The sequence below is a fragment of the Pseudobacter sp. genome (assembly GCF_051955275.1).
Classification (GTDB): domain Bacteria; phylum Bacteroidota; class Bacteroidia; order Chitinophagales; family Chitinophagaceae; genus Pseudobacter.
Genome location: NZ_JBQCGW010000007.1, coordinates 1 through 23,090 on the forward strand (window position 1 = coordinate 1; position 23,090 = coordinate 23,090).

The window sequence follows — 23,090 nt, forward strand, 5'->3', positions numbered from 1 at the left end:
CTGTTCCAGGTAGCGAAACGGATCAGGGGGATCATGGTGGTATCACCGTGTCCGCCAACCACTACTGCATTCAGATCGGAAGGGCTGCAGTTCAGGTGCTGGCTCAGTTGGTATTTGAAACGTGAGCTGTCCAGTGTGCCACCCATACCGATGATGCGGTTCTTGGGAAGTCCTGTTGCGGTCAGAGCCAGGTAAGTCATGGTGTCCATCGGATTGCTGATCACAATGATGATGGCGTTGGGAGAATATTTCAGGATGTTCTCGCACACGGTCTTAACGATACCGGCATTGGTACCGATCAGTTCTTCGCGCGTCATTCCTGGTTTGCGGGGAAGACCTGAAGTGATCACCACTACATCAGATCCGGCAGTTTTAGAATAATCATTGGTGCTGCCAGTGATCCTGGTGTCAAAACCCAGGAGGGTAGCGGTCTGCATCATGTCCTGTGCTTTTCCTTCTGCCAGTCCTTCTTTGATATCCAGCAATACGAGCTCTGTGGCCAGTTCCTTACGGGCGATATTATCGGCACAGGTTGCTCCTACGGCACCAGCACCTACAACAGTTACTTTCATCTGAAAACAATTTATTAATAAAGTGATTCAATGTTTGCGAGGGCAAAGGTAGGGAAGTTGAGGTCATTATTTCAAGGCTTGTAACAGCTTTGAAACTTTCACATTCCCTTCATATGTAGTGATCAGATCGCCTTTTTTATTGTACAGTGCCAGGTAGGGCAGGCTGCGGATATTATAAAATGGAGGAAGGAGGTACTTGCTGTCTCTTCCGATCTTGATATTGGGATACTTTGCCAGCTGGTATTGGTCGTAGAACTTCTTCACTTCATCAGCGGGCTGGTAGGTGGCCAGGATGATCTGCGTGTTGCCGAATTTGTCCATGGATTCCGTCATTTCCTCGATCTGGTGCTGACAGTGATCGCAGGTTGGGCTGAAGAACATGATGATCAGCGGTTGTTTCTTCACATTGGCTTTGGTAAAGCTGGTACTGTCCAGCATTTCCAGCTGTAAAGGCGGAACTGTGGGAAAGCGTTTGTACGGAGGTTCATTGTTGGTCTGAGCCATTGCCAGTTGTACTATCAGAACGGTGCCGAGGAAGAGAACCCATTTTTTCATAGAGTGATCCTTTTTATTGGTTAGTGCGATGGTCAAAATTAACAGTAAAAAACTTTGCTGTTCTACGAATGTTTCGTAGGTTTACGAAAAGTTCGTAGAAAATGGAAAAATTAACGCCCCAGGAAGAGGAAGCCATGATGGCTGTCTGGAAGGCTGGCAGTGGCAGCGTGAAGCAGTTGCTGGATCAGCTGGAAGAGCCACGGCCTCCCTATACCACGCTGGCGTCTACGGTGAAGAACCTGGAGAAGAAGGGGTTCGTGGAAAGCCGTCTGACAGGCAACACCTATTTATATTATCCTTCCATTACGGAAGAGGAGTATAAAAAGAAATTTCTGAACAGCGTGGTGAAAAACTATTTCGACAACTCGTATAAGGAGTTGGTGAACTTCTTTGTGGACCAGAAGCAACTGAGCCCTGAAGAGTTGAAGGAAATACTGAAACTGATCGAAGGCGATAATCTGAAATAATCCATATGGACTTCATATGTAAACTTAGTATAGGCCTGGCCGTTACCTGGCTTTTTTACTGGCTCTTATTGCGCAGGCTCACCTTCTATCGCTGGAACCGGCTCTTTCTGCTGGTGTATCCTGCGATGGCATTTCTTGCGCCGATGATCGATATCAGTGATCTGTTGCATCAGGGGGAGAAGCCCTGGCTCAAGGCCATCCCCGTAATTGAGCGTTACACATTCCGGGCGGAGCCGGAGAGGGACCTTTCGTGGTTGAGCCTCTCTACCATCGGATGGCTGGTCTTTGCAGCAGGTGCACTGTTCATGATCGCGCGATTGGGCTGGCAGTACCTGAGCCTGAGAAAAGCCGTTTCCGGAGCGGTTTTGCTGGCAGATGATGACGCCAGGCTCTATCATGTGGAAAAGGCCATAGTCCCGTTTTCGTTCGGGCGTTCCATTTACCTCAACAAACACCTGCACACTGAAGCTGAGTTGCAGGAGATCCTGCGGCATGAGTTCATTCACGTGAAGCAACGTCATTCGCTGGATATGATGTGGGGGGAACTGCTCTGCATTCTGAACTGGTACAATCCTTTCGCATGGCTATTGCGGAACGCTATTCGTCAGAACCTGGAATTCATAGCCGATCACCAGGTACTGGCCAATGGGGTAGACAGGAAACAGTATCAGTATCTGTTGCTGAAAGTAACGGGCATTGGCAGCTTTTCCATGGCCAATAACTTCAATCTTTCATCCCTCAAAAAGAGAATTATCATGATGAATAAAAAAACGAGCGCAACTGTTCACCTGCTGCGCTTCATGCTGGTTGTTCCGGTGCTGGCGATATTACTGCTGGCTTTCCGGAGTGTAACGAAGCAGGATTTTCCTTCCCCGATGCTGCTGCTGGAAGAGGGCATCAGTTCAGACACTCCTAAAAAAGATATGCATATCACACTGGAAACCGGTGATCGTATCAAACTGGCAAATGGGTATACTGTTACGGTAGACACGGTACCGGCTAAACGAAGATCACCTTTGGCGGACAGTATCGAAAGCATGCATGTTTATAAAAAGGACAATGTCAATAAAGTAGAAATCCGTCTGAAGAATGGTAATACCGAGACGTATGATCTCAACGATCCGAAGCAGAAAGCGGCATTTGAAAAGAAATATGGCAAGATCTCTGCCCCCGTGCCTCCACCGCCACCGCCACCACCTGCAACGGCCAGTCCGGCTGCAGCTCCTGCACCCCCACCACCTCCGCCACCACCTGCAAAAGCCAGTCCGGCTACGGCTCCCGCTCCACCCGCACCGCCCAAAGCCACTGCCAGTAAAGCCGCAGCTGAGCAGCATATTGAACTGGTATTAGAGGACCAGGCCGTGGTCAAGTCCGGAGATGCTACCATGAAAGCAGACAAAGTAGTGGTCAGCGATATGAAGTCCGATGTAAAACTCACGCTTAAACCTACGCCTCAGGGTACCCCTCTGTATGTGATAGATGGAGAGGTCCGCCCGGATGCAAAACTTGAAGCGATAGATCCTAACAGCATTGAAAGTGTATCTGTAATTAAAGATGCAGCAGCTATTGCTATATATGGCGAGGCGGCCCGCAACGGAGTGATAATGGTGAATACTAAAGCTTTCGCCCAGGGGAAGACGAATGTTCAGGTGAATACGGATGCAAAGTCCGATATCCGTTTCCACGTGGAGGGCAAGAACGTAGTGCTGAAGACTACCCCTGCTGTGCCTAAAAATCTTTGTGAGTATGACGCCCTGATCCTGGTGAACGGAAAGGAGATGCCTTGCAAGGAAGCCGAGACTTTCCTGGAAAATAACAAGACCAGGATCGAGTCCATCAATATCATCAAAGGAGAAGATAAAGTGAAGGAAGCCACAGGAAAGAAGGGGAAGAATGCCATCCTGGTGAAAATGAAGGCCAGTTAAGCCTGAAAAAATGAGGGAAATGGCGGGCTGCTCTTCTTTGCCGGGAAAGGTTTTTGCTGTAGTTTTGCCGTCTTTCAGAGACGTATCATTCAAAACTTACTTTAAGTATTATGGCAACTACATCAGATATCAGCCGCGGCATGATCATCAAACTGGATGGCAGCTTATACACCGTGGTGGAATTCGGTGAAAACAAAACCGCCCGCGCAGCCGCCAAGGTTTGGGCTAAATTAAAAGGTGTTGACAACAGCCGCAGCATCGAAAAAACCTGGAACTCAGGTGATAATATCCACCCGGTACGTGTGGAAAGGAAGAACTACCAGTACCTTTATAAGGATGATACAGGTTACAACTTCATGGACAATGAAACTTTTGAGCAGATTGCCATTGCCGAGGCCCTGGTGGATGCTCCCCAGTTCCTGAAAGAAGCCCAGGAAGTATCTGTTCTGATCAATACTGAAACTGAGCAACCGATGAGCGTGGAATTGCCAGACAAGATCGTTCTGAAAGTAACTTATTCAGAGCCAGGCGTTAAGGGCGATACTGCCACTCGTACGCTGAAGCCTGCAACCGTTGAAACCGGTGCCACCGTAAACGTTCCTCTCTTCGTTAACGAAGGAGAACTGATCCGTGTGAACACCAAAACCGGCGAATACGTGGAGCGCGTTAAAGAATAATATACAAATACCGGATTATCAGAGGCCGCCTCGTTTACAGAGGGGGCCTTTTGTTTCACCTGGCAGGCCGTGATTTTATAGGTGATTTGGGTATTATTAGTCCACAATCCTTATCTTAGCCGCCTGTTTTTCCGAAATAACCGTCAAAAAAAATTATTTTCAGATGGATTTTAAACAAATTCAGGAGTTGATCAAGATGATCAACAAATCCAACATCGGCGAAGTAAGCATCGAGGAGAAAGGATTCAAGCTGACCATCAAGCAGAAAGAAGAACCAGCCCAGAACGTGATTGCTGCCCCTGTTCATGCGCCTTTGCAAGCCTATGCGCCTCAACCGGCGGCTCTCCCCCAGACTGCCGCTTCAGCACCCGCTGCTGCCGGATCCCCCAAAGCAGCAGAACCTGCCGCAGACAACCTCATTACCATCAAGAGCCCGATGATCGGTACTTTCTACCGCAGCCCGGCACCCGGCAAACCCGTTTTCGTGGAAGTGGGTTCCGAAGTAGCCCCAGGTAAAGTAGTGTGCATCATCGAGGCCATGAAACTCTTCAATGAAATTGAAAGCGAAGTATCTGGTAAGATCGTGAAAATACTGGTGGAAGATGCTTCCCCTGTTGAATACGATCAGCCGCTCTTCCTCGTTGAGCCTGCCTGATAAGGACCTTTTCGCTTGTCAAATTTCTAAAAAGAATGCATGTTTAAAAAGATATTAATTGCTAATCGTGGAGAGATAGCCCTGCGGGTCATCCGTACCTGTAGGGAAATGGGTATCAAAACCGTAGCCGTTTATTCCACTGCAGATAAAGACAGCCTGCACGTAAAGTTTGCAGATGAAGCTGTTTGTATCGGCCGTCCCGCCGGTGCAGACTCCTATCTGAACATCGCACATATCATGGCCGCTGCCGAGATCACCAATGCAGACGGTATTCACCCGGGATATGGATTCCTGGCCGAGAATGCCCGCTTTGCTGAGATCTGTGGCGAACACAATATCAAATTCATCGGACCCACTCCTGATCAGATCCGCTCCATGGGCGATAAGATCACTGCCAAAGAAACCATGATCCGCGCAGGCGTACCCGTGGTTCCCGGCGGAGAAGGGCTGCTCGGAAGTCTCGAAGAAGCTATCTCCATGGCCAGGGAAGTTGGCTACCCCATTATCCTCAAAGCTACTGCCGGTGGCGGTGGTAAAGGAATGAGGGTGGTATGGAAAGAAGAGGACATGGAGCATAACTACAATACCGCCAAGCTCGAAGCAGGCGCATCTTTCAAGAATGATGGTATCTACATGGAGAAATTCGTGGAAGAGCCCCGTCACATCGAGATCCAGATCGCAGGCGACCGCTATGGAAAGGTTTGCCACCTTAGTGAGCGCGACTGCTCCATTCAGCGCCGTCACCAGAAACTGGTGGAAGAATCACCATCTCCTTTCATGACCGAAGACCTGCGCCAGCGCATGGGTGAAGCGGCTATCAAGGCTGCCTCCGCTATCGGTTACGAAAGTGTAGGTACCATCGAATTCCTGGTTGACAAGCATCGCAATTTCTACTTCATGGAGATGAATACCCGTATCCAGGTAGAGCATTGCGTTACAGAGGAAGTGACCAACTTCGACCTCATCAAAGAACAGATCAAGATAGCCATGGGTGAGCCCATCAGCGGTAAGAATTACGAGCCCCAGATGCATGCCATCGAATGCCGTATCAATGCCGAAGATCCCTATAACGATTTCCGTCCAAGCCCCGGCCGCATCACTACGCTGCACCAGCCCGGTGGTCACGGTATCCGCATAGACTCCCATGTATACGCAGGTTATGTGATCCCTCCTTATTATGACTCCATGATCGCCAAGATCATTGCGGTTGCACGTACACGTGAGGAAGCCATCAACACCATGAGCCGCGCCCTCAGCGAGTATGTGATCGAAGGAGTGAAAACCACTATTCCTTTCCATCAGCAACTGATGAGGAATGAAGATTTCCGCGCCGGTAATTTCAACACCAAATTCCTGGAAGGTTTCAAAATGGTTTAATCGAATTCATTCTCATAGCAATGGGGCAGGCCTTGAAGGTCTGCCCCATTTTATTTCCCAGTGCCCGGTCGCTCGCGTCCCCGCGAACAACGGGGCACCCGCTAATCTGCCAGGCACATGCTGTAATTACCTCATCCAGAATGCAGGAGGCTCAATACCCAGCGCACGCAGGTATACATATCCCTGGCCACGGTGATGCACTTCGTTATCAATAAAATAAAGTAAGGTGCCATATAACGGTCCCTCATATGCGCCAAAGGCCAGATCATTATCCTGGAAGCGGTAAGGAGGGATCTTGTTCCACACTTCTTCGATCACCTCGGTGGTCTCATCCCAGGCTTTCAGCAGCTCGTCTTTTGTTTTATAGGAATGATCGGTCCATTCAAGGTTCTCCCAGATACCGGTGGCCAGTCCTTTCACCCCGGGGCCGGACATCTTGATCATTTCTTCGGCCATCCAGGCAAAGGGGCGCATGCCACCAATGGTGAATTCAAACAATTCCTTTTCGGGAAAGGCTGCGATAACGCGGCGTGTGAGGCGGCGGTGTCCCTGCCATTGATCGAGAACCTGACGGGCGGTAATGACCTGGGCGGTGGCTGTCTTTATCATATGAGTAGTTTTAATGGTTTGCTTTGTTTGTTGATACAAAGTAACTACAAGCTAGTGACAGCCTTATGTCAGTAGTAATCATGGGGAAATAAAAAAAAGCGCCTTTTGAGCGCTTTTTTTGGCTGGTCCAATACTAAATTCTTATTGTTCAGTCTTTTCTGCTTCTTTTTCTTTTCCGTCTTTGTTCTTGCCTTTACCATCTTTCCAGTGCTTTCTGCCATCGCCTTTTCTGTGCTCCTTCCTCTTTTCTCCCCACTGTTTCATCTTCTCTTTTTGCTCGGGATTGAGGATGGCTTCAGTCTTTGCCTTTCTGTCTTTCATGATCTCTGCCGCCTTGACCTTGCGGTCTGCTTCAGTGAGGGTTTTATCGTCGCGCAGGGCCTGCATACGGGCTTTGGAGTCTGCGTGGATAGCCTTCATTTTTTCGCTCTGTTCTTTGGAAAGGTTAAGCTCATCTTTCATCTTAGCTCTTGCATCACCTTTGTAATGAGAACGTATAGTGTCTCTTTTTTCCTGAGCCTGGGCAGATGCAGCAAATTGAATTCCTGTTACTGCAAGGGCCAATACGAGTAATCTTTTCATGTATACTTTTTTAATGAATGATAAATGATTTCCGGTCCGCTGCCGTAGGGGCGCAGGTATTAGAGGGGAGAAGGGACCAGAAGTTTAAAACGGGGATCAGAATTCCCGGGAAAGCTCATCTACCTTATCCTCAACGCCATAAAAAGAGGCCAGCCGGCGGATCACGCCTTCCACCAGCGCATCGGGGCAACTGGCGCCGCTGGTGATGAGGATCCTGGCGGGTGAAGAGGCAGGGAGGTAATCCACTGCAAACTGCTCATCACGCTGGTGATAATTATAATGGAGGATATTCTTGTCAGTGATCAGCTTTTCTTCAGAATTGATGAAATAGGTGGGAAGTTTCTGTTCACAGAGCTCCACCAGGTGGGTGCTGTTGGAGGAATTGTAACCACCCACCACAATGGCGATATCAGCCGGCGTATCCAGCATATGCGTTACGGCCGTTTGATTATCGTTGGTGGCATAACAAAGGGTATCCCGTGTATCGGCAAAACGTTCACCAATGGATTTGTCATCCAGGTTGTAATGGGTGCTGATCACCTGTTTGAGATAATCGGCAATGGCCTGTGTATCGGTGGCCAGCTGGGTGGTCTGGTTTACCACGCCGATCCGCTGGAGGTCCTTTGTTACATCGAATCCTTCGGAGAACCTGCCGGCAAAAAGGGTGTAAAATTCATCAGGATCTGCTGTCCCGGTAACGAAGGCTGCCAGTAATTCCGCTTCCTTCATATCGTTCACCACCACAGAAGGGGCGTTGGAAGCGGCATGTGAAAAAGTAGCGCGGGTTTCCTCATGCTTAGGCTTGCCATGGATCACTATGCTGTACCCTTTCTTAGCGATCTGTTCACTGCGGTTCCAGACTTTCTCTACAAATGGACAGGTAGTATTGTATTTCTCCGTGGGGATGCCCAGGTTATTGAGTTTTTCTTCAATGGCCAGGGTAGTTCCGAAAGCCGGGATGATCACCACATCTTCTGCCGTGAGGGATTCGAAGGGAATGAGTTGCTTTCCGTAAGTGTCTTGCAGAAAGGTAACACCTTTTTCTATGAGGTCTGCATTCACCTGCGGATTGTGGATCATCTCACTGAGCAGGAAAATACGCTTGCCGGGATTCTCTTCGATGGTCCGGAAAGAGATCTCGATGGCATTCTCAACGCCATAACAGAAACCGAAATGCCGCGCCAGATGTATCTGCAAAGGGCCAAGATCAAGCAGGGTGGGAGTGAAGTCTTTCTTCATCTTGTCCAGCTGCTTGCGTTTGTTCTTTACAGCACTGATGAGCGGGCTGCGGTAAATGATCGGGACGTTGAAGGTTTTCATCCGGGCAAAGGTAGGAAATAAGACTGTTTTATTTGCTTCGGGTGTCTCAGTCGCTCGCGTCCCCGCCAGTAATGGCTATTGGCTGGCCTCTGGCGAGCGCTGTGTTGCCGGAGGCGACGGAATATAAGTCACTCGCGGGGACGTGAGCGACTGGCGGCACCGGGCTATTTTGCCTTATATTCGCGCTATGGCAAGAAAATTCCCGGTTGTTCCCTGGATGAACTCCAGTACCCTGTATGAAGTGAACCTGCGTCAATATACTGCTGAAGGCAGTTTCAATGCATTTGCGCAGCATCTGCCCCGTCTGGCTGATATGGGGGTTCAGATCCTCTGGTTCATGCCCATTACGCCCATCAGTGTGGCAGGCAGGAAGGGAACCCTGGGAAGTTATTATGCCGCGGCGGATTACAGATCCGTCAACCCGGAATTCGGAAACCTCGATGATTTCCGCAACCTGGTGCGCCAGGCGCATGACCACGGAATGAAAGTGATCATCGACTGGGTGGCCAATCATACCGGTCTTGATCATGTGTGGACGCGCACGCATCCTCATTTCTACAAAAAGAATGCAGCCGGTGAATTCTATGATACCCATGGCTGGGATGATGTGATAGATCTCAACTATTATGATCAGCCTATGCGTGCAATGCTGATTGAAGCTATGGAATTCTGGATCAGGGAATGTGATATCGATGGTTTCCGTTGCGATATGGCCCACCTGGTGCCCAGGGATTTCTGGCAGCAGGCCCGCAGGGCCCTTGATCCTCTCAAGCCATTGTTCTGGCTGGCTGAAACAGAAGACCTCCATTACCTGGATGTATTCGATACCTGTTATGCCTGGCGCTGGATGCATGCTACAGAAAAATATTTCAGGAAAGAAGCCGATCTCCGCAGCCTGGTGCAATTACTGGCTCAATACGATAAGGATTTTTCTGATGGTACTTTGCCTTTATTCTTCACAGCCAATCATGATGAGAACAGCTGGAACGGCACCGAGTATGAAAAATATGGAGATGGCGCGAAAATGCTTGCACTCTTTTCTTTTACCTGGCATGGAATGCCGCTGATCTACAGCGGGCAGGAATTGCCGAATCACAAGCGCCTGAAATTTTTTGATAAAGATCAGATTGAATGGAATGATCATATTGAATTGCATGATTTCTACAAAGCGCTGATCAGGCTGCATGCTACTGATCCCACCATACTTGCAGCCGCACGTCCGCAATGGCTTGCAACAGACAGGAACGATGCAGTGCTGGCTTTTACAAGATCATATGAAGGCAGGGAGTTACTGGTAGTGATGAATTTCAGCGCCAGTCCGCAGAATATCCGTTTCTCCTCCATGGCCGTTACTGGAAATTACAGAGATGCTTTCACGGGGCATCCGGTTGGACTGGCCACTCCATCCATGCACCTGCCTCCTTATGGTTATTTTGTAGCCACCCGTTAATTGATGTTTCCACTTTATGTCAGGCAATTTTATTCGGCTATGCCGGGTAGTTAGTATTTTATGCAATTTTGTAAAGTAGTTTCCGGTCTTTGTAGTAGAGAGGCTACAGCTAAATGGAAAAGGTCCTACAAATGAAGATAAAACAGTATTCTACCTTTGTGCGCATTCTCTCAGTACCCATTGATTCTGTTCAATAGTTGCATTTTCACCCATACCTGAAATGTTGTTCTGGTTGTAAGCCGGAGCAGTTCGCATATTATGTGCGAGATGTTATCTGCTATCCTTTTAAAAATAATTAAAAACCCTAATAAACAATTCAACATCCTATGTGGAAAGCTCTACCTACGCTTTTTCGGGCGCGTTTATTTGCGCCTAAGCGGTTGTGTATGCTCGTGATCGGATTGCTCTCGGCAGTCTCCACTTATGCTACCAACTTTGTTGTTTCTTCCCTGGCCAATACGGGCGCAGGCACTTTAAGGGCCGCTATCACTGCAGCAAATGCAGACGCCTCAGGCCCACACACCATTACTTTCTCCGTTACAGGTGTGATCAATCTCACCACTTCTTTACCGGTTATTACAAGGATGATGACCATCGATGGTATCGGACAAACCGTTACCCTGAGTGGTCCTGGTGGTGATAATCATATTGCGCTGATCACGCTGGGTACAGGATCAAGTGGCAGCACCATTAAGAATCTCATCCTCCGTAATACAGGCCTGGAACCGGTTCTTATGACTGCTGCCCTTAGTGATGTAACATTAGAAAAACTCACTTTGCTGCAAACAGGCACTCATTATGCCAACCACGGTATCATGGCCAATGCGGCGGTGACCAATCTAACTATCAGAGAAGTGACCATGACGGGTCTGCAGGATAGTTTTGTTGGTGTGCTTTTCCGCGCAGCAGTAACCAACCTCACCATGGATAAATTCAGCATATCCGGTGGCGGCGGCGTTAAAGGCGTTGCTATGCAGTTCCTGGCAGCAGTGAATGGTGCCAATATCACCAATTCATTGTTTGATATGGATGATCCGGCCACTGCCGACGATGGTGATTATGCGGTACAGTTCAATACCAATACAACCAACGTCACTTTCGATAACTGTATCTTCCGTGATGCAGAAATATATTCCCTGCACTTCAAGGCTGGAGTAACTACCAACTTTACCATTAAAAATTCCACCTTCGATAACCTCGATGGTTCAGGTACTGTGCAGATGCTGAGATTTGAAACTGCTACAAAACTTGTAGGCGCTGTCATCGATAACAATACATTCAATGCTGATTTCCGAAACAACATTAATGATGGAGATTACGGCGCTGTACTGGCCAGCGAGAATCAAGAGAACATTCAGCTGACCAATAACAGGTTCATAGAGCATGACGGAGCTGGTGTTCAGATCGGCGGAAACCACGCCGACAATACAGATAAGCTCACCATCAGTGGTAATGCCTTTACCAATAATGGTACAGGAGCAGCCACGCATGGTGGTCTTCGCTTGTATGTGCGCAATGCTACTTCCGATGTGGATTCTGTCCGCATCTTCCAGAATACTTTCAATAACAGCAATGGTTTTGGCATCGCAGTGTTTGGCGGTAACAATGTGCAATCCACAGTGGCCAGATTTGCGATCAGGAATAATACCATCATCAACTCTAAAACTGCCAATGGCGGTATCCGTATACTGTATGTAAACAAAGTGGTGATCAGCCAGAACAGCATTTATAATAATATAGGTAAAGGCATCGAACTGGGTACCGGTGGTAACTGTGCTTATGAGGGAGCCAATACTCCCCAGATCATTTCTTCCACTGAAACCAGTGCAGGTGTGTATTCCCTGGTAGTGAAGATGCCAGCCATCTGCGGAGCAGGCAACTGTTCGCTGGAGATCTTCTCCAACTCCGCAAAAGCAACAGGCGTGGGCGGTCAGCATTATGTGACCACACGTACAGGGCTGGGACAGGGGAATCAGACCATCACTGGTGTTACAGGAACATTCCCTGAGATCAATGTTCCTGCATTTGGTACCTGGACGGCCACGCTGAAACTGAACAATAACTGTGGTACATCCGAGTTCAGCAATAAGATCCGTGTAAAGATCATCGGTCCTGCCGGTGTGAATGCAGGCATCAAGCTCTGGTTGCGTGGTGAAGATATCCTGGCGGCAGGATCAACGCCTACAGCTACCGGCCAGCTGATCAGCGGTTGGGATGAGCTCAGTGGTGGCGGTGGCCCTGGTGCGATGACTATCATCAACAATCCAATGACCAAACTGAACGGTATCAACTTCAACCCGGTTGCCGATATGGACGGGGATGTGATCCGTGGTGCGATTTCAGGCGTTCCTTCCTGGATCACCAATAATACACTCACAACAGTAGCTGCATTCAATCCGTTCTCTATATCTGCCAACGGAGATCGCTATTTTGTTTTGTATTCCCAGAGTGGTATCGATTACAATACCAATCATGCACAGATAGAGTTCTATCGCTCCGGTGATAATATTCTGGGATACCGTGGTAATACAGCCATCAACCCTGCATACGCCGGCCTTACAGGAATCAAGTCGTTCAACAGACCGGGTATTTTCACTTCATATACTACTGCAACCAACCACAGTTCCTACTATAATGGTGCATCGCTGGGAACTGCGGCTTATAACAAAGGAAATTTTGCTATCAGTCAGTGGTTCGTTGGAGGAGGTTATGGCCCGGACGGGAACGGAGGTAACAACTGGTACTATGGCGCCGAAACCGATTTCGCGGAAGTGTTCACCTATAACAGGAACCTCACCGCACCTGAGTTACAGAAAGTACACTCGTACATGGCATTGAAATACGGTATTGCCATGAAGCAATCCTATGTGCTCAGCAACGCTGTACAGGTATGGGATATTACCGCCAATGCCGCTTACAGTAAACAGATCGCTGGCCTGGTGCGCGATGACGTCAGTGTGCTGGAGCAAAAGCAAGCCAAAGCGTTTCATACGGATGAAGTGGTTACATTCAGCGTAGGCGCTGAAGTTGCTGCAACCAATAAAGATAATATCAGTGATATCACCAATGATCTGAGTGTGCTCATGTGGGGTAACGACAGTACCTCCACTGCCTTCACGGTTCCGTACAACGGAACAACTGCCAATACACGCATGACGCGTAAGTGGAAGGTGCAACGCAGTAACTGGGCTGACCAGGATATCACTGTGAAACTGGATAAAGGTGAAGAAGGTCATTTCCTGCTCATCAGTACCGATCCCACATTCACAACAGGTGTGCAGGAACTGCCACTCAATGCCGCTGGTACATTTACTTTCAATTCATCCCTTCTCGCCGATGGGATCTATTTCACATTCGGACGCGAGCAGAAAGCACCGGGCGGTGTGTTGACCGGTCTGGATGCATGGACAAGAGCCGATGTTGGTCTTACCCTCAGTGGCAATGCTACCACGGCCTGGGAAGATTATGGTCCGAGCATGCGTGTATGGAATAAAACAACACATGCAACTACTATCGATCTGAGCCCTGCAGCCATGAACTACAATCCTGCGCTGATCTTCAAAGGGCTCAATACTTCTTATTTCACTTATTCACCCCTGGTTACCACCGGGTATACACAGGGGGAAGTATTCTCCGTGCAGTCCTCTGCTGTGAACAATGTGGCAGGCTTCCCCTTCCAGCTGGGAGGAGCAAGTGGTACAACAGAAGTATGGTACCGCTATACCGATAACAATATGTATCTCCACTGGGGTACCAATGCCAGGAGGAACTTCTCCTTCGGTACAAAGAACATGGCATTGCCAGCCATCCTGAATGTTAATACGGCAGCCAATAGCTGGACGGCCAGCCTGGATGGTAAAGTAATGCTTGGCCCCGCTGCCTATCCTACCAGTTTTGCTTCCACCGGAACCAGCAGCGCGATCGGTGTGGGATATGCTTCTTTTTTCAATGGCCCAATTTCTGAAGTGATCCTTTACAAACGCAAGCTCAATGCTACTGAGCGCTCGCAGGTGAACAGCTATATGGCGTTACGCTATGGTATAACGCTGGATCAGACAACCGCCACTGATTATATCGCCAGTGACGGTGTAACTAAAATGTGGACGGCTGCCGACAATGGTGTGTACAAGAATAATATCGCAGGTATCGGTCGAGATTACAAAGGCTCACTCCTGCAGAAGCAGAGCCGCAGCATCAATACAGCTGCCAGTGGCAATATAATTGCCATGGCCGCGGGCACTGAACTGGCTTCAACCAACCTGCTGAATACAGATACGATCACCAATGATAAGTCATTCCTCACGTGGGCGGATAATAATGGAGCCGTTACTTATACCACCGCAGTGACCGGTGAAAAAGTAACCCTTCGTATGCCACGCGTCTGGAAAGTGGATAAAACAAACTGGGCTGACCGCGATGTGACCATCAAACTCTTCGGCGGCGTATCAAACGCTTACCTGCTGATCGGTAACGATGAAACCTTTGCTACATTCAACCAGGAAATTCCTGTGAATGCAGACAGTACCATTACTCTCAACAGCGATCTGCTCACCGATGGTGTGTACTTCACATTTGCAAAGGAACTGAAAGGACCGGGCTTTGTAAACAACGGTGTTCAGTTCTGGCTCCGCGCAGATGATGGCACCAGCTCCGGTGCTTCCTGGAACGATTTCAGCGGTAACGATAACAATGCATTACAGGCTACTGCCGCCAGCCAGCCGCTGTTTGTGAACAATTCCGTTAATTTCAACCCCTCCTTCAAACTGGACGGTGTGAATGATTTCATGGACTTCAGTACCAATGCAGGTATTTCCGGCGCCAACCAGTTCACCATTGTGAGTGTGGTGAAAAGGAATTCCATAAGTACAGCTGACGCTATCCTGGGACAGCAAAGTGTTGCAACCGGTAGTATGGCAAGTTTATTTACACCTGCCAATAAATATGGATATACCATCACAAACGTCAACACCCTGTCGTCTACAGGTACATATGCAACAGCTAAAGTGCCGATGCTGAATGCCACTACAAGGGCGGCTGCCAATGCATTTGCTATTTATACGAACGGGTCGGCAGATGGTAGTGGTACCTTTCCAACCTTTACTGCACTGACCCTCAACCTTCGCCTTGGTCAGCGTGCAGGAGGAACCGATCAGTTTGACGGTGATATCAATGAGGTGGTTGTTTATAACAGAGCACTCTCTGCCACTGAACTGCAACAGGCCAATTCTTATCTCGCGCTTAAATATGGTATCACGCTCAATAATGGGGCTACCGATTATATCGCAACAGATGGCGTCACAAAAATGTGGACCGCCAGCAAGAATGGTTCTTATAACAAGAATATCGCTGGTCTCGGCCGTGATGAAAAGACCAGCCTCTTCCAGAAGCAATCACGCTCTGCGAACGACAGTACTATCACCATTGTAGCAGGTGCTGTTGTAGAGGCGGACAATCTTACCAATACATCGGATATCGGTGACCTGAGCTTCTTTACCTGGGCCGATAACAATGGTTCCACTTCCTTCGCCACTTCGGTGACCAGTGTTGCCAATGCAACCAACCGTATGGCCCGTGTATGGAAAGTGGACCGTACCAACTGGACTGACCAGGATATCACCATCAAAGTGAAGCCGGGTGGCGAGCGTTACCTGCTGATCCATAATACCGATGCAACATTCGGAGCAGGAACAGCAGAACACCAGATCAATACCATGAACGGTACTGTTACCCTGAATACATCAGAACTGCCTGATGGTGCTTATTTCACCATCGCCACCAAGATCGTTGGTCCGGGTTGTGTGAATACTGGTATCGCCATGTGGCTGCGTTCAGACTATGCTGCTGAAACAGACAGCTGGATCGACTTCAGCGGTAACCAGGCCTCTGCTGCACAATCCAATGCAACCCTGGCGCCTGATTTCAATACAACCATGAACTACAATCCTGCCTATGCCTTCAATGGCACGAATGATGTTCTGGTTATCCCGAATGCATCCATTACCGGTAAATTCCCCTTCGGCGCGTCTGCAAGAACTGTAATAGGAGTGGGTACCCCCACTGCTGCTGCCAGCGGTTATGGTATGATGCTGTCTTATGGTTTGAATGGAACCGGTACTGCTCAGTATATTGGTCAAACAGGTACTAACCAGGCCTCTTACGGAGGATACAATAGCGCAACCTATAATATTTCAGGGGCTGTAAATGGCATGCCGCTTAATAATGCAAACATTCTTGCAGGACAATACAATGGCACTGCTGCCAGTCTGCATGTGAATGGTAAAGCCGATGGAACGCTCACCACTGCCTGGAATACAAACAGCACAACTGATGCCTGGATCGGTATGGGTGTTACAGGTACTCAATACTATGTAGGTAAACTGGGTGAGGTGATCGTATACAACAGAGCGCTCAACGCAACTGAAACGCAACGCGTCAATTCTTACCTGGCCCTCAAATACGGTGTTACCCTGGATCAGGCCACACCAACGGATTACCTGGCCAGCGATGGCGCCACTACCATGTGGAAGGCATCCGATAATACCGGTTATAACCTGCGTATCACCGGTATCGGAAGGGATGATTGCCAGAGCCTCTATCAGAAACAAAGTATCAGCACACACGCTGGTATCCTGGCGGTTGCCATGGGAGATTCAGTTGCAACCACCAACCTTACCAATGCAGCTGAGATCACCAACGATAATTCTTATTTCGTATTCGGTGATAATAACGGAGCTGTTACCTATTCCACACCGGTGACCGGCTTCTCCAATATCACCACCGTTATGCCACGCACCTGGAAGGTGGACAAAACCAATTTCACAGATGCTGGCATCACACTCAAACTCACCGGCGGTACTGATAAAGTATACCTGGTGATGAGTGCAGACAACACCTTCGATGCAACTGATGCTACTTACCAGCTGGATGCAACAGGTACTGTACAGATCTCAACAGCGGATATTCCTGATGGCGCTTACTTCACCTTCGGTAAGCAACTGAATGGTCCGGGTTATGTGAATGTAGGAGTGGCGCTCTGGTTACGGGCAGATGATAATGTGTCAACCAATGAAGCATGGCTTGACTTTAGCGGTAATGACAATGATGCCACACAGGCAACAGCAGCACAGCAGCCTGTTTTCACTTCCGGTATCACCAACTATAATCCGGGTTATGAGTTCAACGGAACGTCTCAGAATATGGCCATGACCGTTTCCAAATTCCCGCTGACCAATACAGCCCGTACACTGATTGCAGTTGGTACTCCCAACAATGTAACAGGCAACAGGTATATGTTCGGATGGGGTACTAACACCACCAGCAACTATAACTCCCTGATCAACGTGGGGGCAGTGGCAACGTACTCCGGATTCGGAAACGATGTCCCCGGTAGCGCTGCATCAGCCGCCATTGGTGTAACGCAGGAACTGACAGCCACCTGGCTTGGCGGTTCCAATACTGCTGCCTTCCTCTACAACAGGAACAGGCAATTGGGAACAGCACTCAAAACGCTGAGCACCGGTTCCGGTGGCGCCTTTATTGGTAAGCTCTCCGATAACACCCAATACTGGAGTGGCTCCATGAACGAGATCATCGTGTACAGCAGAGCTATTGCAGACTTCGAGCGGCTCCGGATCAGTTCTTACCTGTCGCTTAAATACGGGTATACACTGGATCAGACCGCTGCTACCAACTATGTGGCAACAGACTGGAATGGTACTACCGGCACCATCTACTGGAACGGTACCACCAATGCTTCCAATAACAAGAATATCGCAGGTATCGGCCGGGATGATAAAACCGGTCTCTACCAGAAACAGAGCCGCAGTGTGAACACTGCCGCCAATGGGAATATGGTGGCCATGGGCCTCAATAGCATCGAATCCACCAATGCTGCCAATACAGCAACCCTGGACGATGATATGAGCTTCCTTGTATGGGGTGATGACGGACAGATGGGAGTGAAGAATACAGAATATCCTGCCGCACTGGATCCCGGTGGTTGCAGCAAGATCACACGCCTTAGCCGCGAATGGAAAGTGCAGAAGACAGGTAATGTGAACAGCCTGCAACTGAAAATGTTCCTGGCAGGGCTGGTGCCAAGCAGCACCGCTTCCAGCGATATCAAGCTGCTGATAGATGCTGATGGTGATTTCAGCGCTGGTGCTACTACTATCACAGACCCTTCTGCATACGATGCCGCTACACAAACGGTAACCTTCGATAACGTGAATTTCAACGATGGTGAATACTTCACGCTGGTAGTAGATCTCACCAACCAGGCTCCCGGTGGTATCATTACCAATCTTTATACCTGGTACCGCGGAGACAAAGGCATCAATGCAACCGGTACAGTGCTGAACAACTGGTACGACCAGAGTGCTTCAAACGTTCACCTGACACCGGCAGTTGCAGGAACGTCCAACCCTGCATACAATGGTCTGATCAACTTCAATCCAACACTCAACTATGATGGTACCAATGATGTGATGATCAACAGCGCCATCACTCACAATGCAACAGCCGGTGAAGATATCTTTGCGGTGGTATTGCCAAATGCGGTAGCTGCACAGCACGATATCGTTGGTCTGGGAACCCTTGCCAACACCAATACTGCTCTGGAATTGCGCTTCGATGCCAACAGGCTTCAATACCTGGCTAACAACGGAGCTGTAGCCAGCATCACAAGCACTGCAACATCCAATGGCATAGTGCAGCTTGCCAATGGTAACAGGAGTGGTGCGGGAGCAGCGTCCCTGCTGATGAATGGTACTACTGTAGCAACAGGAACGATCGCTCAGTTCCCGAATGCTACCCAGATCAATATCGGCTCAAGAAGAGCAGCCGCTGCCAACAGCTTCTACTTCAACGGTCAGATCGCCGAAGTGGCTGTTTACAAACGCCAGCTCTCCGCATCTGAAAGGATCAAGGTGGCTTCTTACTTTGCATTGAAATTCGGCATCACATTGCCTCATGATTATATAGATCCTGCCAATACCGTAATGTGGAGCAGTGCAACCAATACTGGTTTCGGTTACAATATCACAGGTATTGGTCGCGATGACTGTAATGGTCTCCACCAGAAACAATCAAAGAGTGTGAATACCGCTGAAGCACTGGTTACGCTTGGTCATGGTTTGGGCATCAGCGCCACCAACGCTGCCAACTCCAATACCATGGACAATAACACATCCTTCATCATCGGGGATAATAATGGGGCGAGGAATGCCTTCACTGCTACAGGAGCTCCTGCCGGCCGCGAGCGCATCGCCCGCGAATGGAAAGTGCAGGAAACCGGCACATTAGGTACTGTTACCATTCAGGTACCGGCCAACACCGCCACTGGCGTGAAACTGCCACTCGAAAGAGATGGAGCGGTTTACCTGCTGGTAAAGAGCGATAATGATTTCACCACAGGCGCCATCGAAGTGCCTATGACACTCAACGGTACCAACTGGGAAACCACTTATGATTTCACAACCGGTGATCATTTCACTTTTGCTACCAATGATGAGTGCGTGAGTACTACAGCACTTCTTTCCAATTACAATGAAGTAACTACGGCAACCATCGACAAATGTTATGTGAACGGCTGGATCCTCTTCAAAAATCCAACCGATCCTTCACAATACATTGCAGCTATCTATGACCCCGCAGGTCTGATAGACCGTACCAGGATCAGTGCGCTGGTTGACGTGGATGCTAACCTGTTGGATCTCGGTAAAGGATCTTCCACACAGGCTGCCCGCCTCATGCGCCGTCTTTTGCAGATCGATTGTGCAAGCTGTTACGATGCCGTGGCCAATCCTGCCCCCGGCTTCACAGTCCGTATGTTCATCGATCCCAACGAAAAAGCAGGCGCTGAAAGTGGTGAAGCGAACAGTATCACAGATATCAAAGCCACGTACAGTCTCACTGATCCAAGTGTCTTCAAATGGTTTAAAGCCTCCGGCAAAACTGCCAATGAGGTAGTTAGCGGCCTCACAGCCAATGGTGGCATTGCAGCCGGTGGCCAGGAATGGGCGGATGGTGTACTTCCCACGGGTCAGGCCGATGGTGTTGATTATGTAGACTTCACAGGAGTGAATGGCTTCTCAACTTTTGGTGGTATCTGGCTGGTGAACATGCCGCAGGCGCTTCCCGTGACCTGGCAGCATGTACAGGCCACACCGGTTGACAGTCGTACCATCCTGGTGAAATGGAGCACTGCCTCAGAGCAGAACAATGCCGGTTTCACTGTAGAAAGAAGTGAAGACGCTACCAATTTTGTCAGCATTGCCACAGTGAACAGCAGAGGCAACAGCAATACTGTAGCCAACTATTCCTTTAACGATAATAAGGTGCTGCCCGGCATTAAGTACTACTACCGTATACGCCAGACCGATTTCGATGGCCGCACTGCCACCTCGAAGATCGTGACTGCTTCACTGGACGCACAGGGTGGATTCTATATGCGCATTGCTCAAAATCCTGTCCGTAACCAATTGTACGTGGAAGTAGCCATGGATAAGCAACAGAAGCTGCAGACATTCATCACGGATGTGAATGGTAAAGTGCTTGGCAGCCGGGTTATGACGGTACAACAGGGCAAAAGCACAATTGCTTCTGATGTGTCTTCATTCAGCGATGGCGTTTATTTTATCAAAGTAGTAACTGCTGATGGAAAAACAAGAACGGAAAAATTCACGATACAGAAAGGAAGATAAAATGAGATAATATAGCTCAGGAATTAAGGATCAACAGATGAATTGGAGGCCGCTGGTAATACTGGCGGCCTCTCTGTTTTTTTGCGGGAGGGAGAGGGCTTCCTTCTCCTTTTTTAAAACTAAGGGAACTCACTTGATTACACTAAGTATATTGATGTAGTCCCTGTTTTTTTTGATTTAAGCGAATGATCCTGGCCGTTGACTTCAGGAACTTAAATTTATGTATGAAAAAAACGATTCTTTTCTCTTTGTTTGTTGCTGCCGCAACCTTCAGTTCCTGGATGCCGGCAATAAAACAGCAACTGTAAGCAGGATTTCATTTGATCAGTATTTGCTGCTTCCTGTTACGCCCTTTGCTTCATATGGTTCATTGTCATATACAGCTACTGCGTCTCCTTCTCCAACTGTAAGTTCTGACCAAACCCAGGCCTCTTGCAGTCAAACCACTGAAGTGAACGTCCCGAATATCGGACGCTGAGATCCATAAAAAATCCCCGGCTACTGAAAGCCGGGGATTTTAGATATTTGAAAAGAGATTAGTTATTTCCTGCGTTGTTCAGATTGATCACAATCGGATAGATGCCTTCATATCCGGGATACATACCTTCCAGCTTCACTGAACCTGTAGTTTCATCAAGTATTTTCCTGAGCTCTTCAACACTCTTCACTTCCTTGTTATTGGCTTTCAGGATCACATAGCCTTCCTGGATACGAACTTTGCTCAGTACTCCGCGAGGGCTGATGGACCTGATGATCACACCGCCATTGATACCGAGTTCCTTCGATTCATTTTTTCCGAGTGTGACCAGTTCTGCGCCCAGTTTATCAAGGCTGGACGTTTTTACCATATCGGTATTACCATCGAAGTTACGCAGGGTAACATTGGCATTGTATTCTTTACCGTTTCTCTTGTAGGTGATCACTACCTTGTCTCCGGGACGGTAAGTTGCAATCTGACCTACTATATCTGCACCATTGTTTACGGTCACATTGTTGATTTTGGTGATGAAATCACCTTTCTTTATGCCTGCTGCTGCAGCCGCACCGTTGCCGGATACGTCCATTACATAGACCCCATCCACATCATTACCTCCGTTCTTTTCTCTCAGTTCTTCATAAGTTGCTTCTGTGGGATAGTTGATGCCAAGGAAGGCCCTTTGAACTGTACCGTGTTTCATCAGATCGGAAACGATCTTCTTCACAATGTTCACAGGAATGGTGAAAGAATAACCTGCGTAAGCGCCGGTAGGGGATGCAATTGCTGAGTTGATACCAATCAGTTTACCATCAGTGGTAATGAGTGGACCACCAGAGTTGCCGGGATTCACGGCAGCATCCGTTTGAATGAATGATTCAACGGGACTGTTGCTCTGGCGTTTATTGATCTCCAATGTACGACCCTTGGCACTGACGATCCCGGCAGTAACAGTGGTTTCAAGTGTGAGGGGATAACCTACAGCCAGCACCCATTGTCCAACCTTTACGTCATCGGAGTTGCCGTATACGAGGAATGGCAGGTTCTTGGCTTCGATCTTGATCACCGCCAGGTCACTACTGGGATCGGCGGCTACCAGTTTTGCTTTGAATTCTTTCTTATTGTTGAGCGTAACATTTATCTCGTCTGCACCATCTATTACGTGGTTATTGGTAACGATATACCCATCTTCACTGATGATAGCGCCGGAACCGGAAGCCATCTGAGGAATGGAACGCATTCCGCGGCCACCACCACCTCCGAAGAAATCATCCAGATCCATGTCAAACAGTTCGCTGAATGGGCTGCGGGGCAGGTTGTTGGTAACCTGGCGTGTTGCCTTTGTTTTGATATGCACCGTTGCAGGAATTGCTGCACTGGCGGCTGCAGTGAAATCTACTGTTGCTGCATTGTTCAGGCCATTGAAGCCGGCATAATTGGCGGGTATCTTGCCGGTGTCGTTGTTATCCGAATTGTTCTGATAAACGTAGGTTCCACTTTTGTTGAAGTGGTTCCAGGCCCAAAGCGTAGCAACAGTAGTGGCAGCACTAAAGAATACAACCGCTACAATTTGTTTCAACTTCATATTGCGACAATTTTAGAAAAATAGTTTTTAAATGTAGTAAACCCGTTTCAAATTATATGCCTAAGCACAAACAAATTAACGCCTAAATGTAACGACAGTTAAACCGTGAAACACGTTTAACAATTAATTTACTAAAGT

General features: G+C 48.6%; 13 protein-coding genes. 7 read left to right on the forward strand and 6 right to left on the reverse strand.

Annotated elements, in window-relative coordinates; genetic code table 11:
* The coding region (locus ACTHMC_RS00670; protein WP_440409952.1) for a lactate/malate family dehydrogenase at positions 1-572 on the reverse strand (572 nt) is incomplete at its 3' end.
* 66 nt (positions 573-638) lie between these two features.
* Positions 639-1,127, reverse strand: a complete 489-nt coding sequence (locus ACTHMC_RS00675) for a TlpA family protein disulfide reductase (RefSeq protein WP_440409954.1) — start codon at positions 1,125-1,127, stop codon at positions 639-641.
* 101 nt (positions 1,128-1,228) lie between these two features.
* On the opposite strand from ACTHMC_RS00675, the gene ACTHMC_RS00680 reads away from it, so the two are divergent.
* From ACTHMC_RS00680 to accC, 5 genes are all read left to right on the forward strand, one after another.
* Positions 1,229-1,594 (forward strand): BlaI/MecI/CopY family transcriptional regulator, encoded by a 366-nt coding sequence (locus tag ACTHMC_RS00680; RefSeq protein WP_440409956.1) that lies wholly within the window; start codon positions 1,229-1,231, stop codon positions 1,592-1,594.
* Between the two features lie 5 nt (positions 1,595-1,599).
* Positions 1,600-3,519: a M56 family metallopeptidase gene (locus tag ACTHMC_RS00685; RefSeq protein WP_440409958.1), complete on the forward strand. Its 1,920-nt coding sequence runs from the start codon at positions 1,600-1,602 to the stop codon at positions 3,517-3,519.
* A gap of 110 nt (positions 3,520-3,629) precedes the next feature.
* The gene (efp, locus tag ACTHMC_RS00690) at positions 3,630-4,196 is read left to right on the forward strand and encodes an elongation factor P (protein ID WP_440409960.1); all 567 of its coding nucleotides are present in this window, start codon (positions 3,630-3,632) and stop codon (positions 4,194-4,196) included.
* 163 nt (positions 4,197-4,359) lie between these two features.
* Positions 4,360-4,851, forward strand: coding sequence for an acetyl-CoA carboxylase biotin carboxyl carrier protein (accB, locus tag ACTHMC_RS00695; protein ID WP_440409962.1), 492 nt, complete (start codon positions 4,360-4,362; stop codon positions 4,849-4,851).
* Positions 4,852-4,890: 39 nt separating this feature from the next.
* Entirely contained in the window at positions 4,891-6,228 is a 1,338-nt protein-coding gene (accC, locus tag ACTHMC_RS00700) for an acetyl-CoA carboxylase biotin carboxylase subunit (RefSeq protein WP_440409963.1), read from the forward strand.
* A gap of 126 nt (positions 6,229-6,354) precedes the next feature.
* Here accC and ACTHMC_RS00705 read toward each other — a convergent pair whose 3' ends face one another.
* From ACTHMC_RS00705 to ACTHMC_RS00715, 3 genes are all read right to left on the reverse strand, one after another.
* Positions 6,355-6,837: a DinB family protein gene (locus ACTHMC_RS00705; RefSeq protein ID WP_440409965.1), complete on the reverse strand. Its 483-nt coding sequence runs from the start codon at positions 6,835-6,837 to the stop codon at positions 6,355-6,357.
* Between the two features lie 141 nt (positions 6,838-6,978).
* Positions 6,979-7,419 (reverse strand): hypothetical protein, encoded by a 441-nt coding sequence (locus ACTHMC_RS00710; protein WP_440409967.1) that lies wholly within the window; start codon positions 7,417-7,419, stop codon positions 6,979-6,981.
* Between the two features lie 96 nt (positions 7,420-7,515).
* Complete coding sequence (locus ACTHMC_RS00715) at positions 7,516-8,739, reverse strand: 4-hydroxy-3-methylbut-2-enyl diphosphate reductase (RefSeq protein WP_440409969.1); 1,224 nt, start codon at positions 8,737-8,739, stop codon at positions 7,516-7,518.
* 187 nt (positions 8,740-8,926) lie between these two features.
* Between ACTHMC_RS00715 and ACTHMC_RS00720 the strand changes: the two genes are divergently transcribed.
* Positions 8,927-10,189, forward strand: a complete 1,263-nt coding sequence (locus ACTHMC_RS00720) for an alpha-amylase family glycosyl hydrolase (RefSeq protein ID WP_440409970.1) — start codon at positions 8,927-8,929, stop codon at positions 10,187-10,189.
* Positions 10,190-10,575: 386 nt separating this feature from the next.
* A complete protein-coding gene (locus ACTHMC_RS00725; protein WP_440409971.1) occupies positions 10,576-20,892 on the forward strand; it encodes a LamG-like jellyroll fold domain-containing protein in 10,317 nt (3,438 codons plus the stop codon).
* 536 nt (positions 20,893-21,428) lie between these two features.
* On the opposite strand, the gene ACTHMC_RS00730 is transcribed toward ACTHMC_RS00725, so the two are convergent.
* On the reverse strand, positions 21,429-22,952 hold the full coding sequence (locus ACTHMC_RS00730) for a trypsin-like peptidase domain-containing protein (RefSeq protein WP_440409973.1): 1,524 nt from the start codon (positions 22,950-22,952) through the stop codon (positions 21,429-21,431).
* Between the last annotated feature and the right edge of the window lie 138 nt (positions 22,953-23,090).